This is a genomic window from Sphingomonas cellulosilytica (assembly GCF_052321755.1).
Lineage (GTDB): Bacteria > Pseudomonadota > Alphaproteobacteria > Sphingomonadales > Sphingomonadaceae > Sphingomonas.
This window is the reverse complement of sequence record NZ_JBQRTT010000002.1, coordinates 11997-26413: the sequence shown is the minus strand read 5'-3', so window position 1 is coordinate 26413 and position 14417 is coordinate 11997. Positions and strand designations below refer to the sequence as shown.

Sequence of the window (14417 nt, the reverse complement as noted above, 5' to 3'; positions counted from 1 at the left end):
GTGGAGGGGCAGCCGCAGGCAGCATGGCTGCTTGGCTGCCCCTCCGTCACGCCTTCGGCGCGCCACCTCCCCGTGCCGGGGAGGAGTTTTCGACGCGCACGTGCCGTAAACTTCGCCAACTTCCGCGCGCTCCGGGAGGCCGCATGACCGCTGGCGAAACCCCGCTCGACACGCTCGCCGACTTCCCCGCGATCCCCGCCGGCTGGGCGTATCTCGACACCGCGGCGACCGCGCAGAAGCCGCAGCCGGTCATCGACGCGATCGCCCGCGCCTATGGCGAAACCTATGCCACCGTCCATCGCGGCGTGTACCAGCGTTCCGCCGACATGACGCTCGCCTATGAAGCGGCGCGCGGCACGGTCGCGCGCTTCATCGGCGCCGCGACGCCGGACGAGATCGTCTTCGTCCGCGGCGCCACGGAGGGGATCAACCTCGTCGCGCACAGCTGGGCGGCGCAGCAGTTGAAGGCGGGCGACCGCATCCTGCTGTCGATGCTGGAGCATCACAGCAACATCGTGCCGTGGCAGATGGCGGCCGAACGCGTCGGCGCAGCGATCGACGTGGTGCCGCTCACCGCGGATCATCGCATCGACCTGGATGCGATGGCGGCGATGCTGACCCCGCAGCACAAGCTGGTCGCGCTGGCGCATGTCTCCAATGTGCTCGGCTCGGTCCTCGACGCACGCCGCGCCACCGAACTGGCGCATCGGGTCGGCGCGAAGATCCTGATCGACGGATGCCAGGCGGTGCCGCGCCTCGCCGTCGACGTCGCCGCGATCGGCTGCGATTTCTACGTCTTCTCGGGGCACAAGCTCTACGGCCCGACCGGGATCGGCGTGCTGTGGGGCAGGGGCGAACTGCTGGCGCAGATGCCGCCCTACCAGGGCGGCGGGTCGATGATCGACCGCGTCACCTTCGCCAAGACCACCTACGCCCCGCCGCCCGGCCGGTTCGAGGCGGGGACGCCGCATATCGTCGGCGCGCTCGGGCTGGCCGCGGCGGTCGCCTATGTCGAGGGGATCGGCGTCGAGCGCATCCATGCGCACGAGGCGGCGCTGGTCCGCGATGCCCGCGCCGCGCTGTCGTCGCTGAATTCGGTCCGCCTGTTCGGGCCGGAGGACAGCGCCGGCATCGTCAGCTTCGCGGTCGAGGGGGTGCATCCGCACGACGTCGGCACCATATTGGACGAAGGCCGGGTGGCGATCCGCGCCGGCCACCATTGCGCGCAGCCGCTGATGGACGTGCTGGGCGTCGATGCGACGGCGCGGGCGAGCTTCGCCGTCTACAACGGGCCGCAGGATATCGAGGCGCTGGTCCGCGGCGTCGAGAGAGTAACGAGGATATTCGGATGAGCGATACGATCCGTATCGAGGAAGTGGAGGCGGTGACCCCGCCGCCGCGCGCGCGTGTCGAGGATGCCCCGCGCGAGCGGGACTATCTGTCGGGTTTCCTCCAGCAGAAGCCGCAGGGCGATGCCCCCGGCGAGCCCGGCGGCGCGCTCTACGAGGGCGTGGTCGAGGCGCTGAAGGAGATCTACGACCCGGAAATCCCCGTCAACATCTACGATCTCGGCCTGATCTACGGCGTCGAGGTGACCGGCGAGGGGCAGGCGGTGGTGACGATGACGCTCACCACGCCGCATTGCCCCGTCGCCGAGTCGATGCCCGCCGAGGTCGAGATGCGCGTCGCCGCGGTGCCGGGCATCGCCTTCGCCGACGTGAACCTCGTCTGGGATCCGCCGTGGGACCCGCAGAAGATGTCCGACGAGGCGAAGCTCGAACTGGGTATGCTGTAGCAATGTTAGCCCCTCCCCTTCAGGGGAGGGGTAGGGGGTGGGGGACGTCTCACCGAGACTGGCGCTCGATGACTCCTCCACCCCAACCCCTCCTCTGAAGAGGAGGGGCTTTGGAGACGAACTGATGGCCACCACACTCCGCCAGCGCCCTGCGCCGCTGATCCTGACCCCTGCGGCCGATACCCGCATCGCCGACCTGATGGCGCGCGCGCCCGAGGGCGCGATCGGCGTCAAGCTGTCCACCCCGCGCCGCGGCTGTTCGGGCCTTGCCTATTCGGTCGACTACGTCACCGAGGCCAAGCCCTTCGACGAGCGGATCGAGACGCCGGGCGGCACTTTGTTCGTCGATGGCGGATCGATCCTCTATCTCGTCGGATCGACGATGGATTGGGTCGAGGACGATTTCACCGCCGGCTTCGTGTTCCAGAACCCGAACGCCAAGGGCGCCTGCGGGTGCGGGGAAAGCTTCACGGTGTAACCCAAAGCTCCTCCCCTGCTCCGCAGGGGAGGATTTGCGCTTTATTACAACCCCTTGCCGTACACCGTGTAGACCTTGTTCACCCGGCTTTCGATCGTCTCGGCGATCGAGCGCATGCCCTGGTTGTCGTCGAGGATCCAGCCGATCTCGCCCCGGCTGGCGCCATAATGCTGCACCGAGGCGCGGCGGATATATTCGATCATCATGAAGGCGAGCTGGCTCGCCATCCGCGACGATTGCAGCTCCTTCACCACCCCCATCAGCGGCACGCGCATCGTCCGCACCTTGGGCTTCCGCAGCCACAGCAGCAGCTTCGCCCAGCCGAGCGGCAACAGCGAACCGCCCAGCGGCGCGATCGCCTCGTTGAGGTCGGGCAGGGTGATCATGAAGGCGACCGGCTTGCCGTCCAGCTCGGCGATGCGGATCAGGTCGTTGAACACGATCGGCTTCAGCTTGACGCCGACGTCCTTGATCTCGGGCGGGGTGAGGGGCACGAAGCCCCAATTGTCGCTCCACGCGTCGTTGAGGATCGCGAGGATGATCGCCGCTTCCTCCTCGAACTTGCGCTTGTCCACCTCGCGGACGACGATCCGCTTGTTAGCCTCGCCGGACTTGATGATCCGCTTCACGATCGGCGGAAATTCCTGGGTGATATCCAGTTCGTAGGTGAAGAGCTGCTTCACCTGTTCGTAGCCGGCGCGTTCGATCCAGCCCTGATATTCCGGCTTCGCATGGCCCATCATGATCGTCGGCGCATGGTCGAACCCCTGGACGAGCAATCCCGGCTCTTCCCAGATCGACTGCGACACCGGCCCGAGCGCACGGGTCATGCCCTCATCGCGCAGCCATTGCTCCGCCTTGGCGAGCAGGGCGGTGAAGATATCCTCCCGCTCGGCATCCATCAGGCCCCAGAAGCCGACGCCGGGCCCGAAACCCTGTTCCGCCGGCATGGTCAGCGCCAAGGTGTCGATATGCGCCGAGATGCGGCCGACCAGCCGGCCACCCTCGTGCGCCAGGAAAAGTTGCGCCTTGGCATGGCTGTACCAGCCGTTCTTCGCCGGGGTGATGAGGCCGAGCGCCTCGCCCTTCAACGGCGGCACCCAGGCGGGATCGTTCGCGTACAGGCGGAACGGCAGGTCGACGAACGCCTTGCGCTCGCTCTTGGTGGTGACGGGCGTGATCGTCAGGTCGCTCATGGGGCCTCCCTTTTAAGCGCGCGATCTAGCAGGTCGCGGCGATGATGCGAGTGACGTTTCCGTCATCTGTGATCGGAACGTTGCGGCGGATGGACCGACCGCAGACCTGTGAATGCCACGCTGTCGCCACTATCTGGAGGCAATGGATCACGTCATGGAAAGCTCGCTGACCCTCTCCCGTGCGCCTGCCGGAGAAGCCGCGCCGCGGCCCGCGCGCCAGCGGATCGCCGACGACAAGGCGATGCTGCGCGCGGCGGCCGAGGCGACGCGCGATCTGATCGCGCCGCGCCCTGGCATCTACTGGGCGGATCTGATCGCGTCGGTGGTGGTCGGCTATGGCGCGCTGGCGGTCGCGGTGACGGCCGCAAAAACGGGCGTGGTGGTCTTGGCGGCTATGGTGTCGGCGCTGGCGTTGTACCGTGCGCTGAGCTTCATCCACGAAGTCAGCCATATGAAGCATAGCGCGCTGCCGCGTTTCCGTGGCGGCTGGAATGCGCTGGTCGGCGTGCCGATGCTGGTGCCGAGCTTCATGTATGAAGGGGTGCACAACCTGCATCACGCCAAGACGCGCTATGGTACGTCGGAGGATCCCGAATATCTGCCGCTGGCGCTGATGAAGCCGTGGACGCTGCCCGCGTTCGTCGTCATCTCCGCGCTGGCGCCGATCGGCCTGCTGATCCGTTATGCGATCCTGGCGCCCCTGTCGTTGCTGTCGCCGAAGCTGCGCACGACGGTGATGGAGCGGTATTCGGCGCTCGCCATCAATCCCTCGTTCCGTCGGCGTGCGCCCGAGGGCGAGGCGCGGGCGATGTGGAACCGCGTGGAGGCGGCAGCCAGCCTGTGGGCGATCGCCGTCGTTGTGTTGACCGCGACCGGCGTGTTTCCGCTGCGGTCGGTGCTGATCGCCCTGGCGATCGGATCCGGGGTCGCCGTGGTCAACCAGGTCCGCACGCTGGTGGCGCATCTGTGGGAGAATGACGGCGAGCCGATGTCGGTGACCGCGCAGTATCTCGACTCGGTCAACGTGCCGCCGCCGGCGCTGCTGCCTGCGCTGTGGGCGCCGGTCGGGCTGCGCTACCACGCGCTGCACCACCTGCTGCCGAGCCTGCCCTATCATGCCTTGGGTGAGGCGCACCGACGCATCACTGCGGCGCTGGAACACGGATCGCCTTATCACAAGGCGAGCTATGCCGGTTTGCCGGGGCTGGTGAACAAGATCGTTCGCAGCACCTTCCAGCCGCGCTGAACCGCGGCCGGGTGCGGATCAGACCCGCCTGATGCGCGCGAGGATGGTGGCGAGGGTGCCTTCGCCATAAGCGGCCCGCGTCTGCGCGGCGGTCATCGGCGTCTGGGTAGTGGCCGTGCCGCTGGTCTGCTTCGACGAAGCGGCCTTGGGAACCATGATCGGCCGCATCACCCGGGCGGATTTCGTCGTCTTGCTGCGTGCGGTGACCGTCTGCGTTTGCGTGGCCAGCGCCTTGGCGAAGGCGCCGGTGGTCGTCGACGCGGACGTACCTGTCGTCGAACCCTTCGCGGTCACCGCGGTCGTGTTGGTGATTTCCATGCTCTTTTCTCCCCTATCGGCCCGGCTCTCCCGTCGGGCGGATTGCTGTCAGTCCATCCGGTCGGACAGGCTCGGCTGGGTCTGACCCGGGGTTTGCGTGACCAGAGCAGCCGCTGCGGATCGCGTGCGGTCGCTCCAGCCGCGCGCCTGTCGTTCTTCGCTGCTCATGGTGTCGTAATCCGACACCAGCGTCTGGCTATACGTGGCGAGGCCGGCGAGGCCGCCGCCACTGCGCATCGCGCTCGTCACGCCCTGCCGCTCGCGCGCCTGCAACTCGGCCTTTGCCGCCACGACTTCGGTCCGCGAAAAGACGTCGCCGTGATCGAGCGCGATCGCCGCCAGCGCGCGTCCGGACATCGCCTCCAGCCCGGTGCTGCCCTGGCTGTGTGAATCGAGCGAGGCGCGCACCTCCTTGGCCAACGCGCCGAAATCCTTCCTCGCGTCCGCGAGTTGCGCTGCAGCCCTTCGTGCGCCGAGCGAGATGGTCGCCACGTCGCCGTTGGGCGTAGTGACCTTGTCCTTTGAAGCGGTGGCTATCGGGGTAGCGGCCGCAGCAGCCACACCGTTACCGCCGTAGCGGGTGGCGACCTGCGTCTTGGCGAGCAGTGACGCGGTCTGCTGGCGGGCGATCAGGTCAGCCATGCGCAGGCTGCGCGCTTGATGCTATCGGCATTGCGTGTCCCCGGTTACGTGCAGGCTCTCCCTGCCTGCGCCACGGCGGGCTTAACGGGTCATGGTTAACGAAATGCTCGATGCGGACGTAATCCGCTGTCCGTTTGCTTATTCCTCGGTGCGGATCAGCACGGCTTCGCCGATCAGCAGGAATAGCAGGAAGGGCGCCCAGGCCGCGAGAAAGGGCGGGTAGGCGCCGAGATTGCCCATCGCGAGCGCGAAATTGTCGGCGACGAAATAGGCGAAGCCCAATGCCATGCCGATCACCGCGCGGACGAACAGCTGGCCGGAGCGCGCGATGCCGAACGCCGCCACCGCGCCCAGCAGCGGCATCAGCACCGCCGACAGCGGGCTGGAAAATTTATGCCACAGGGTCCCCTCCAGCGACTTGGTGGGGCGTCCCGCATCGCGCAGGTCGCCGATCGCCGCGGCAAGCTGCGCGAAATCGAGCCCATCGGGGTTGACGTTGCCGAGCGTGAACTGGTCGGGCCGTACGCCCGGCGCGACGGTTACCGTGCCGAGGTTGGTGACCTTGCCGGTCGCGACGTCGAAGCGGGTGGTCGGGCTGATCGCCCAGCCATTGCCGACATGGCGGCCCTGAGCACCGCGGATGATCGCGACGAGTTCGCCGCCGGTGCGGTCATAGACCGTGACGTTGCCGAGCCGGGTCGCCTGCCCGCGGCCGCGCACCTGCTGCACCGCGATCAGGTCGTCACCGTCGCGTACCCAGACGTTGGTCCGCTCGCCGCGATCGATCGGCAGCGCGCCGTAATCGACGTCCTTCCACTGATCGAGTGTCGCGGTCGCGCGGCTGACGATGCGTTCGTTGAAGGCGAAGCTGATGCCGGCAACGCCCAGGCTGGCGATCAGCAGCGGCGCAAGCACCTGATGCGCCGACAAGCCCGCGGCTTTCAGTGCGATGACTTCGCTGTTTTGGTTCATCGTAAAGAAGGTAGCGATTGCACCGAGTAACACTGAAAAAGGCAGCAAAAACGCGATGATTTGCGGCGCGCGCAGGCCGACATAGGTCCAGACCTGCGCCTGGGTGTTGCCGGGATGCGCCAGGATCGCACCCGATTCGCCGAGCAGGTCGAGCGTCTGCAGGATCAGCACGAGCGCGGCGAGCAGGCCGAAGGTGCGCGTCAGGAACAGGCGCACCATGTAGAACGAGACGATGCGCGAGGGAAAGAAGGCGGTCATGCCATGCCCTTCTTGCGGCCACGGCCGGGGATGTAGCGGACGAACAGCTTGACGAGCTTGGAGAAGCCCCGCTCCAGCGCGCCGATCGGCTGACCGCCGGGAACATAGGCGATCTGATAATACATCCACAGGATGATGCCGGCGAAGATGCAGAAGGGCACCCAGAGCGCGATCAGCGGATCGACCCTGCCCAGTTCGCCGATCGAGGCGGCATATTCGTTCACCTTGTGATAGGCGACGATCATCACGATCGCCAGGAACGCGCCGAAGCCGGAACTCGATCGCTTCGGCGGTACGCCCAAGGCCACTGCCAGCAACGGCAGCAGGAACATCGTCGCCACCTCCACCAGGCGGAAGTGGAATTCGGACCGGCTGCTGTCGCGCTGTTCCTCGCTGTGCGAGCTATGGCCCAGTTTGGCGAGTTCGGGCAGCGTGAATTCCAGGTTGCGTCCGCCGCGCTGGCGGAAATTCTCGTATCGCGGCAGCGGGATCGGCAGATCGTGCGAGGTGAAGGTCAGCACGCGCGGCACGGTGAAGTTGGGCGCCTTGTGGACCAAAGTCCCCTTGGTCAGGCGGAAGATGATCGTGTTGGGATCATCGGTCGCGAGGAACTGGCCAGATTGCGCGGTGACCGAATAGCTGGTGCCCTTGTCATTGTAATAGACGAAGATGCCGTCGAGCTTGCGACCCTTGTCGTGGCTCTGTTCGATGCGCAGCGTCATGCGGTCGCCGAAATGCGTGAATTCACCGACCTTGATCGACGCACCCAGCGCGCCGGTGCGCAGTTCGAAACGGAGCTGCTCGTAATAATAGCGCGCCTTGGGCTGGACGAAGCCGACGATCGCGATGTTGAGCAGCGCCAATATGACGGCATACATGTACGGCACGCGCAGCAGCCGCGTGTAGCTGACGCCGACGGCGCGCAGCACGTCCAGTTCGGAATTGGCGGCAAGGCGGCGGAAGGCGAGCAGGATGCCGAGCAACAGGCCGATGGGGATACCGAGGCCGAGATATTCCGGCAGCAGGTTGGCGAGCATCCGCCACACCACGCTGATCGGCCCGCCCTCCGTCGCGACGAAGACGAACAGGCGCTGGATGCGGTCGAGGACCAGCAACATGGCGGCGATCGTCAGCGTCGAGAATAGCGGCAGCGCGATCAGCCGGGCCATGTAGCGGTCGAGGGAGGTCATGCGGGCAGGGGCTCGGGCCGGGACGGGGAGCCTCGCGTATAGGCGTGGCGGCGCGGGGCGTCAGCTAAAAAGGCGTAGGCCTATTCGGCGGCGATCTGCTGCGGCGGGGCAGGCCGCTCGCGCGCCATCGCCGCGCCGATCGCGCGCTCCAGCCCGGTCAGCGTGAACGGTTTGCGCAGCAGATGGTGGTCGCCGAATTCGGCGGCATTGGCCTCGCCCGCGAAACCGGTGACGAAGAGAACGGCGATATGGGGATAGCGCGGCCCGAGCGCAGCGATCATTTCCGGTCCGGTCTGACCCGGCATCAGCACGTCCGAGATGATGAGGTCGACATCCGGCCTGTCGGCGAGCAATCCCGCCGCCTTGGCGGGCGCATCGCAGGCGATGCCGTGGTGGCCCAGTTCCTCCAGCGCCCCCATCGTCGCGGCGAGTACGCGGGGATCGTCCTCCACCACGAGCACGACCAGGTCGTGCGGCACAGGGGCGACCGGCGCGATCTCGACCAGCGCGGCCGCGGCCGGCGTCTCCACCGCGGTATCGCGCGGCAGGTACAGCGTCACCGTCGTGCCGCGCCCCGGCGCGGTATCGATCGCGATCGAGCCGTCGAGCTGGCGGACCAGTGCGAAGATCTGGCTGAGGCCGAGGCCGGTGCCCTTGCCGGCTTCCTTGGTGGTGAAGAAGGGTTCGTAGACGCGCTCGACGACATCCGGCGTCATGCCGGTGCCGGTGTCGGTCACCGCGATGGTCAGGTAATCGCCCGCGGCGCAATGATCGACCTGGTGCTCGGCCAGCGTTGCGGCGCCCGTCGCGATCAGCAGGTCGCCGCGTCCGTTCATCGCGTCGCGCGCGTTGACCGCCAGGTTCAACACGGCATTTTCCAGCTGCACGCGATCGGCGCGCACATGCCAGGCGGGTGCGGTGTCGCGGGTGGTCACGGTGACCGCATCGCCCAGCGTCCGGTCGAGCAGTTCCGACATGCCGGACACGAGCTGGCCGGGCCGGATCGGTTCCGGCTTCAACGATTCCTCGCGGCTGAAGGCGAGGAGCCGGCGGGTGAGGGCGGCGGCGCGATTGGCGCCGTCGGCCGCATTGTCGAGGTGGCGTGCCACCGCCGCCGGATCGCCGGTCACCGCCCGCTTGGCAAGTTCCAAGCCGCCGAGAACGACGGCCAGCATGTTGTTGAAATCATGCGCGATGCCGCCGGTCAGCTGGCCGACCGCCTCCATCTTCTGGATCTGGCGCAGCTTGGCTTCCTGCAAGCGCAGCTCATCGGTCGCCTGCGCCACGGCGGCGGCCAGCTCTTCCGCGCGTTCGCGCTCCGCATCCGCTTCGGCGCGAGCGAGTGCGCGCTCGCCGACCGCCTGCAAGGTGAACCAGCCGAGCACCAGCGCGCCGAGGACGATCAGGACGCCGAACACCGCCAGCACGCCGGCGATACGGCTCGATCGGCTGACGGTGCGCATCGCGTCGGCGGTGCGTGCGTCGAGCAGGGCGCGTTCGCCTGAAATGATGTCGTCGAGCGACCGGTCGATCGCGGTCAGCGTCGGCGACTGGCGCGCCTTGTAATAGCGGGCGAGGGCCTGGCTGTTCTTGCCGTAGGTGGTGCTGAGCGCGGTCAGCGACAGCTCTTCACCGCGCTGCATATAGGCATTGCGCAGCTGCGCGACGCGGGCGCTCTGTTCACCCGTCGGCTGCGTCAGTTGTTCCAGCCGCCCGAGCTGCGTCCCGGCGAGGCGCCACTGGTCGACGTAGATCTGGCCGAGTTCCTGCTCGGTCTTGCCGCTGATGACATAGCGGCCGAGCGACGCCTCCGCGCGCGCGATCGTGCCCGACACGGTGCGAGCGAGGATCATCACGTCGTAGCTGTGCGCCTGCGCCTGGAGCGCGCGATCGCGCTGGCGGTTGGCGATGCCGAGCGTGACGATCAGCGCGACCAGCACCGCCGCGCCGAGCAGACCCATCACGACGAGCGTGATCGTCCGCCAGGCCGCGTCGCCACCCAGGGCCCCCCCCGGGACCGTTTCGGCGTCGTCCCGCATCACGGCAGCGATGCTACCGCGATTCGGCGGTCATGGAAAGACGCACGGCGCCGACGGGACGGATGTCAGCCGATGGCGCCAACGGCCTGTCCGGCCGCCTGGAAGCGCGCGATGACGGCATCGAGCTGCGCCGTCGTATGTTCGGCACAGAGCGAGCAGCGCAGCAGGAACGTGCCCGCCGGGGTCGCCGGGGGCCGCGCCATGTTCACGTAGACGCCGGCGTGCAGCAGCGCCTGCCACATCGTCACCGCCTGTTCCTGATCGTCGAGGATCACCGCCACGATGGCGCTGTCCGGCGCTTCGGTGCCGAGCCTGAAGCCCAGCGCCTTGAGGCCGCCGTGCAGCTGGCGGGCGTTGGCCCACAATCGTTCGCGCTTGGCATGCGCGGTGCTGAGCTTGCGGATCGATGCGGCGGCCGTGGCGACGACCGACGGCGGCAGGCTGGCGGTGAAGATATAGGCGCGGCAGGCGAGGCGGATCGCCTCGAACTTCGGATGGTTGGAGACGCAGAAGCCGCCGACGGTGCCGACCGATTTCGAGAAGGTGCCGACGACGAAGTCGACCTCGCCCTCCAGCCCCTGGTCCTCGTACACGCCGCGACCGTTGGGGCCGTAGAAGCCCATCGAATGCGCTTCGTCGGACAGGACCATGGCGCCGTGCTTCTTGGCGACTGCAACCATCTCCTTGAGCGGAGCGATGTCGCCGAGCATCGAATAGACGCCCTCCAGCACCACCAGCTTGCCCGCATCCTTGGGCAGGCGGCCGAGGCGCTTGTCGAGATCCTCGACGCTGTTGTGGCGGAAGCGGACGATCTCGGCATAGCCCTGCTTGCAGCCGTCGTAGATCGAGGCATGGCTGTCGGCGTCGAGGATGACGTATTCACCCTTGCCGACCAGCGTCGAGATCATGCCGAGATTGGCCATATAGCCGGTCGAGAAGACGATCGCGCCGCTGGTGCCGTAGAAGTCGCGCAGCGCGGCCTCGGCCTCCATATGGTCGCGGAAGGTGCCGTTGAGCATGCGGCTGCCGTTGGTGCCCGAACCGAATTGGTCGAGCGCTGCATGGCCGGCGGCGACGACGTCGGGATCGAACGTCATGCCCATGTAGTTGTAGGTGCCGAGCAGGATCGTCTCGCGGCCGGAAATCACCGCCTCGGTCGGCGAGCGCACCTCGTCCATGACGATCGCGAACGGATCGGTGACGCCGGTGTCGATCAGCGCCTGCCGCTCGGCGATCAGGCCGTCGAACTTCGACATGAGGTCGCGTTCGGCCGGCACCGGGGCCGGGGTGAGATCGAGCGCCTCGGGCTGGAGACCGGTTTCGGTCATGCGTCCGCCTTCAGCTTGGCGACCGCATCGGCGAGCTGGCCGATCGTCTCGATCTCGGCCTGCATGTTCATCGTGATGATGATGTCGAACTCGTCCTCGATCGCGGCGACGAAATCCATGACCGTCAGGCTGTCCCATTCGAGATCGCCCTGGAAGGTCGTCGCTTCGGTCAGCGTGACGCCCTTTTTGTTGAACGGTTCGATCTGGCTCTTGATCGTGTCGAGGATCTGGGTGCGGTCGGTCATGATGGTCATCCGAATGGCGGCCAAATGCGGCAGGGTTGCGGCGCTATAGCAGCCCGTGGGCGCGATACCATCGCGCGGTATCGGCAAGGCCTGCGTCGAGGGCGATCCGCGGCGTCCAGAGCGAGGACGGCGGGCGCAAGGCGGGGCGCACCGACCAGTCGGGATGGGCCAGATAGCCGACCCGGTCGGCGGTGAGCTTGGCACCCGTGCCCCGCAGGGCGCGATCGAGGCGGGCGCCGAGCATCAGCAGCGCCCTGGGCAAGTGCAGCGCGGCGACGCGGCGGCGGCCGACGGCGCGGGCGATCCCCTGCGCCATGGCCGCGTGCGATAGGGGGTGGCCATCGTCGACCTCATAGGTCGCGGGTGGCCCGTCGCTGACGGCCAGCGCCAGCAGCAGCCGGGCGAGGTCGTCCACCGCGACCAGCGACACGATTCCGCGCGGCGGCAGCAGGGCGATGCCGAGCCGCGCGGCGCGGAACAGGTCGCGCATCTCCATGTCGCCGGGGCCGTAGACGCCGCTCGGGCGGATGATGCTCCAGTCGAGCCCGCTCGCCGTCACCAACGCCTCCGCCTCCGCCTTCGACCAGCCGTAGATCGACAGGCCGGGTTCGCGCGCCGACAGCGAGGAGACGTGGACGAACCGGCGTACCCCGGCGTGCGCGGCGGCGGCGAGCATCGCGCGGGTGCCGTCGATATTGCCGGCGACGAAGCCGGCGCGGGTCGGCGTGCTGACGACGCCGGCGACGTGGACGATCGCGTCGGCACCGGTGGCGAGCGTGCGAAGGGTGTCTGCCCGGTCGAGTGCGCCCTCGATCCAGGTCACGCCGGCGCGCGGCGGCTGCGGGCGGCGGGTGAGCGCGCGGACGGGGTGGCCGGCGGCGAGCGCGCGGTCGAGCAGGGCCTTGCCGACGAAGCCGGTGGCGCCGGTGACGGCGAGGGTGGCGATGCCTGCGCGGGCAGGGGGATGCTGCGGCGTGCTGTCGGCCATCACACCAGCGCCAGGTGGTTGCGATGCACCAGCGCGGCGCGCGGCGCATAGCCGAGGATCGCCGCCTGCTCGTCGGACCGCGTGCCGATCAGCCGCGTCGCGTCGCCCGCGTCATATTCCGACAGGCCGCGGGCCACGATGCCGCCCGGCCCCTCGATCGTCACCAGATCGCCGCGCGCAAAGCTGCCCTCGATTTCCGTCACGCCCGCGGCGAGCAGGCTGCCGCCGGCACCGAGCGCGTGGGCGGCGCCGGCGTCGACGTGGATGCGGCCGCGCGCGGTCAGGCCGCCGGCCAGCCACGCCTTGCGGGCGGGGGCGGTGCGCTCGGCGACGAACAGCGTGTGTCGCGGCTCGCCGGCCAGCGGATGGTCGTGCCGCCCGCTGGCGATGGCGAGGTGCGCACCGGCGCCGGTCGCGATCCGCGCCGCGGCGATCTTGGACACCATGCCGCCCGATCCCATGCCGGATGCCGATCCCGCATCGGCCATGGCGGCGACGGCGTCGACCCGCTCGACCCGCGCGATATGGCGCGCGGCGGGGTTGGTGTGCGGATTGGCATCGTACAGGCCGTCGACGTCGGACAGCAGCACCACCCCTTGCGCGCCGGCCGCCTGCGCGACGCGGGCGGCGAGCCGGTCGTTGTCGCCGAAGCGGATCTCCTCGGTCGCGACGCTGTCATTCTCGTTGATGACCGGGACGACGCCGAGGCCGAGCAGCCGGTTCAGCGTCGCGGCGGCGTTGAGGTAGCGGCGCCGATCCTCCAGATCGTCCAGCGTCACCAGCATCTGCGCCGCGGTGAGGCCGTGGCCGCCAAGCAGTTCGGCCCAGGTCTGGCTGAGGGCGATCTGGCCGGTCGCCGCCGCCGCCTGCGCATCCTCCAGGCTGGCGCGGCCGCCCTTGGCGAGGCCGAGCCGCCGCGCGCCGAGGGCGATGGCGCCCGACGAGACGATCGCCACCTGCTGCCCCGCCGCCACCCGCGCCGCAACGTCGGCGACCAGCGTCGCCAGCCATTGGCGCCGCACCGCGCCATCCGGCGCGACGAGCAGGGCCGAGCCGACCTTCACGATCAGCCGCGGGCAGGAAGGGGGAGCGAACAGCATCACGCCGCCGTTAGCCCGACGGCGGCGAACGGATCAATCGCGCGCGAAGATTTCGTGGTGCGGCACCACCACGCCGAGTGCCGGGAGCGACAGGTCGACGGGGGCATCGTGACTCTCGTCCTGCCACGCATGAGGCCCGGTGCGCTGGATGACGCGCAGCCGCTCTGTGGCGATGTCGACGAACACGATCGTATCGACGCTGTCCAGCGCCTTGTATTCGTCGAGCTTCACCCTGAGGTCGGTGCGTGCGGTGCCGGCCGACAGCACCTCGAACAGCACGCGCGGATCGTCGAACGCCTTGGCATCGTCGTTGGCCGGGTCGGTGCGATTGCAGAAGACGCTGACGTCGGGATAGCGGACGGACAGGTCGTGCGTCCGCGTCGCCATGCTTGACGGATACGGCTTGCAGCCGCCGCCGCGCAGCAAGGCGCCGAGCGTCCGCAGGAGGTTGCCTTGGATTTGGACGTGGCGCGCAGTACCGCCAGCCATCATCCGAATGACACCCACGTCCAGTTCCGCCTTGTTCTCACCGAACGTCATGCGGAGGAAGTCGTCTGCGGTGAGGCGCGGATAGGACGGCGAGGAGAACATGATGCCGTCGTATCCGGTTCGGCCCTAATCG

At 68.3% G+C, this 14417-nt stretch carries 15 protein-coding genes; 4 read left to right on the top strand and 11 right to left on the bottom strand.

Features of this window, described 5'->3' with window-relative positions:
• The first annotated feature begins 143 nt into the window (after positions 1 to 143).
• The 3 genes from ACTZQ5_RS03260 to ACTZQ5_RS03250 all read left to right on the top strand — a co-directional run bounded on the left by ACTZQ5_RS03260 (position 144) and on the right by ACTZQ5_RS03250 (position 2273).
• Entirely contained in the window at positions 144 to 1352 is a 1209-nt protein-coding gene (locus tag ACTZQ5_RS03260; RefSeq protein WP_443583734.1) for a cysteine desulfurase, read from the top strand.
• Positions 1349 to 1795, top strand: coding sequence for an SUF system Fe-S cluster assembly protein (locus tag ACTZQ5_RS03255; protein WP_443583733.1), 447 nt, complete (start codon positions 1349 to 1351; stop codon positions 1793 to 1795). The genes ACTZQ5_RS03260 and ACTZQ5_RS03255 overlap by 4 nt, the downstream gene beginning before the upstream one ends.
• Positions 1796 to 1919: 124 nt before the next feature.
• Positions 1920 to 2273, top strand: coding sequence for a HesB/IscA family protein (locus tag ACTZQ5_RS03250; RefSeq protein ID WP_443583732.1), 354 nt, complete (start codon positions 1920 to 1922; stop codon positions 2271 to 2273).
• Positions 2274 to 2317: 44 nt separating this feature from the next.
• Here the strand turns inward: ACTZQ5_RS03250 and ACTZQ5_RS03245 are convergent, their stop codons facing one another.
• Positions 2318 to 3469: an N-acetyltransferase gene (locus ACTZQ5_RS03245; RefSeq protein ID WP_443583731.1), complete on the bottom strand. Its 1152-nt coding sequence runs from the start codon at positions 3467 to 3469 to the stop codon at positions 2318 to 2320.
• Positions 3470 to 3623: 154 nt separating this feature from the next.
• Between ACTZQ5_RS03245 and ACTZQ5_RS03240 the strand changes: the two genes are divergently transcribed.
• Positions 3624 to 4715 (top strand): fatty acid desaturase family protein, encoded by a 1092-nt coding sequence (locus tag ACTZQ5_RS03240; RefSeq protein WP_443584130.1) that lies wholly within the window; start codon positions 3624 to 3626, stop codon positions 4713 to 4715.
• 18 nt (positions 4716 to 4733) lie between these two features.
• Here the strand turns inward: ACTZQ5_RS03240 and ACTZQ5_RS03235 are convergent, their stop codons facing one another.
• The 10 genes from ACTZQ5_RS03235 to ACTZQ5_RS03190 all read right to left on the bottom strand — a co-directional run bounded on the left by ACTZQ5_RS03235 (position 4734) and on the right by ACTZQ5_RS03190 (position 14386).
• The gene (locus ACTZQ5_RS03235; RefSeq protein WP_443583730.1) at positions 4734 to 5033 is read right to left on the bottom strand and encodes a hypothetical protein; all 300 of its coding nucleotides are present in this window, start codon (positions 5031 to 5033) and stop codon (positions 4734 to 4736) included.
• Between the two features lie 48 nt (positions 5034 to 5081).
• Positions 5082 to 5675: a hypothetical protein gene (locus ACTZQ5_RS03230; protein WP_443583729.1), complete on the bottom strand. Its 594-nt coding sequence runs from the start codon at positions 5673 to 5675 to the stop codon at positions 5082 to 5084.
• A 138-nt stretch (positions 5676 to 5813) separates the two neighbouring features.
• Complete coding sequence (gene lptG, locus ACTZQ5_RS03225; RefSeq protein WP_443583728.1) at positions 5814 to 6905, bottom strand: LPS export ABC transporter permease LptG; 1092 nt, start codon at positions 6903 to 6905, stop codon at positions 5814 to 5816.
• Positions 6902 to 8095, bottom strand: a complete 1194-nt coding sequence (gene lptF, locus ACTZQ5_RS03220) for an LPS export ABC transporter permease LptF (RefSeq protein ID WP_443583727.1) — start codon at positions 8093 to 8095, stop codon at positions 6902 to 6904. The genes lptG and lptF overlap by 4 nt, the downstream gene beginning before the upstream one ends.
• Before the next feature lie 80 nt (positions 8096 to 8175).
• Positions 8176 to 10134, bottom strand: a complete 1959-nt coding sequence (locus ACTZQ5_RS03215; RefSeq protein ID WP_443583726.1) for an ATP-binding protein — start codon at positions 10132 to 10134, stop codon at positions 8176 to 8178.
• Positions 10135 to 10199: 65 nt separating this feature from the next.
• Positions 10200 to 11462, bottom strand: a complete 1263-nt coding sequence (spt, locus tag ACTZQ5_RS03210) for a serine palmitoyltransferase (RefSeq protein ID WP_443583725.1) — start codon at positions 11460 to 11462, stop codon at positions 10200 to 10202.
• Positions 11459 to 11707, bottom strand: a complete 249-nt coding sequence (locus ACTZQ5_RS03205) for an acyl carrier protein (RefSeq protein ID WP_443583724.1) — start codon at positions 11705 to 11707, stop codon at positions 11459 to 11461. The genes spt and ACTZQ5_RS03205 overlap by 4 nt, the downstream gene beginning before the upstream one ends.
• A gap of 43 nt (positions 11708 to 11750) precedes the next feature.
• Positions 11751 to 12695: an NAD-dependent epimerase/dehydratase family protein gene (locus ACTZQ5_RS03200; protein ID WP_443583723.1), complete on the bottom strand. Its 945-nt coding sequence runs from the start codon at positions 12693 to 12695 to the stop codon at positions 11751 to 11753.
• Complete coding sequence (gene proB, locus ACTZQ5_RS03195) at positions 12695 to 13795, bottom strand: glutamate 5-kinase (protein WP_443583722.1); 1101 nt, start codon at positions 13793 to 13795, stop codon at positions 12695 to 12697. Before proB ends, ACTZQ5_RS03200 begins: the two co-directional genes overlap by 1 nt.
• Positions 13796 to 13828: 33 nt before the next feature.
• Positions 13829 to 14386, bottom strand: a complete 558-nt coding sequence (locus ACTZQ5_RS03190) for a Uma2 family endonuclease (protein ID WP_443583721.1) — start codon at positions 14384 to 14386, stop codon at positions 13829 to 13831.
• Positions 14387 to 14417 lie beyond the last annotated feature (31 nt).